Below are 2,022 nucleotides of genomic sequence, written 5' to 3' on the forward strand. Positions count from 1 at the left end.
GGGCGGAGCCGGGGGCAGGGACAGGGGGACCTGACGCGTCCGCAGGTCCCGGCCCGGCGGGTCCCGTCCCGGAGGGGGCCGTGGGCGGGGAGCCGTCCACGGCCCTCCGTGACCCCTCCCGCCGGCTGCTGTCGAGGTGGGACGGGCCGCGGCCGGTACGCCCGGCAGCATCCGCGCCGGACACCCGACGGCCGGTCGGCCGGGCAGAGTTGGCGGAGTGGGCGGACCCCGGTGTGCCCGCGGTGGTGGAGCGGCTGGCGCAGGCGCGGCTGGTCACCGTCGACGAGGAGGGGGTGCAGCTCGCGCACGAGGCGCTGCTGACCTGCTGGCCCCGGCTGTGCGGCTGGCTGGACGAGGAGCGGGAACGGCTGCGCCACCACCGGGCGCTGACGGATGCCGCCCGCGTCTGGCGCGAGCACGATCACGACCCGGGCAGCCTGTACCGGGGCAGCCGCCTCGCGCGCGTGGAGGAACTGTTTCCCGGCCGGGCGTGGGACCGCGCGCTGACCGCACCGGAACGCGACTTCCTGCGGGCCTCGCTCCAGTCCCGTACGGCGGAGCGGGATGCGGCCGAGCGGTCCGCGCGCCGGGCGCGGACGCTGGTGACGGCGCTCTCCGCCGTGCTGGCCCTCGCGCTGCTCACCGGCGTGGCCGCCTGGGACCAGGCCTGCGAGGCGCGGCGCCAGCGCACCGACACCGCCGCGCGCCGGATCGCGGCCGTCGCCGACGCGCTGCGCACCACCGACCCGCGGGCGGCGATGCGGCTCGGCGTGGCCGCCTGGCGCATCTCCCCGCTGCCCGAGTCGCGGCGCGCGCTGCTGGGCGCGCTCACCCAGCCGGAGCGCGACGCGTTCTCCGACCCCGCCCCCGGCGACGGGCCCCGGCGTTTCCTGGTCGGCTCCGGCCGGACCCTGCTCAGCGTGGCCGACGGCCGCTGGACGGCCTGGGACGTGGCCGCGCACCGCCGTACCGGCTCGGGGCTGCTGCCCGCGGGCCCGCACACGGTGGACGCGGTCTCCCCGGACGGCAGGCTGCTCGCGCTGGCCACGGCGCAGGGCCCGCGCCTGTGGGACACCGGGACCGGCACCTGGACCGGCGGCCCGCCCCGCCGGACCGCCGCCCCGTACGACCTGGTCTTCACCCCGGGCGGCGACGGGTATCTCCTGACCGGGACCGGGACCGGGACCCCGACCCGGACCCCGACCCGGACCGGGGTAAGTGGCGGAGCCGGAGCCGGCAGCGGTATCGGCAGCGGCAGCGGCACCGACGCCCGTACCGAGGACGGCGTCGATGACGACCGGGTCGAGCTGAGGTCGGTCGCCGACGGCCGTCCGCTGTCGGTGACGCGGGGCACGGCGGGCGCCGCGAACGTGGCGGTCTTCCCCGACGGCCGCACGGTGGCGACCTGCCCGGTCGGTGGCGCGCCGAGGGTGCGTGAGGCGGGGCGGGTCCTGGCCGGGGACTGGGACCGGGCGCGCGGGATGTGCGGGGAGACGTCGGCGCTTGTGCCCGGCCCGCGCGGCACGACCCGTTTCGCCGCCCTGTCCGGGTCGGGCGTGCGGGTCTGGGACACCGTCACCGGCCGCACGGTCGCGGACCTGCCCGCACCCCTCCCCGCGCACGCGGCCTTCAGCCCCGACGGCGCCTTCCTGGCCACCGCGAACCGCGGCGAGATCTGCGTGTGGCGCCTGGCCGCCCCAGGAACGCCCGTCTTCCACCACGCCCTGAACAACCAGCGCCTGTACGGCGGCCTCGCCTGGGACCCCGGCCGCCCGGTCCTGCGCTACCTGGAGGGCGGCACGGTCCACTCCCTCGACGTGACCGCGCCGACGACCGGCGCCTGGCGGAACCGCCCCCTGGACCGCGTCCTGCTCAGCCCCGACGGCCGCACGCTGGCCACCGCCGAACGCACCGGCACCCACTACACGTTCCGCCTCATGCCGACGAACGGCGCCGAGACGCCGTAGGCGAACGTCGAGCCGTCCGGGCCGGCAGGCGGCGCCGCAGCGGATCACGGTGTGG

General features: G+C 78.5%; 1 protein-coding gene. It reads left to right on the plus strand.

The window, feature by feature from the left end; translation table 11 throughout:
- Positions 1-80: 80 nt before the first annotated feature.
- A complete protein-coding gene (locus P1P75_RS41265; RefSeq protein ID WP_369076359.1) occupies positions 81-1,967 on the plus strand; it encodes a WD40 repeat domain-containing protein in 1,887 nt (628 codons plus the stop codon).
- Positions 1,968-2,022 lie beyond the last annotated feature (55 nt).

The sequence above is a fragment of the Streptomyces sp. ID05-39B genome (assembly GCF_033794725.1).
GTDB classification, from domain to species: Bacteria; Actinomycetota; Actinomycetes; order Streptomycetales; family Streptomycetaceae; genus Streptomyces; species Streptomyces bobili.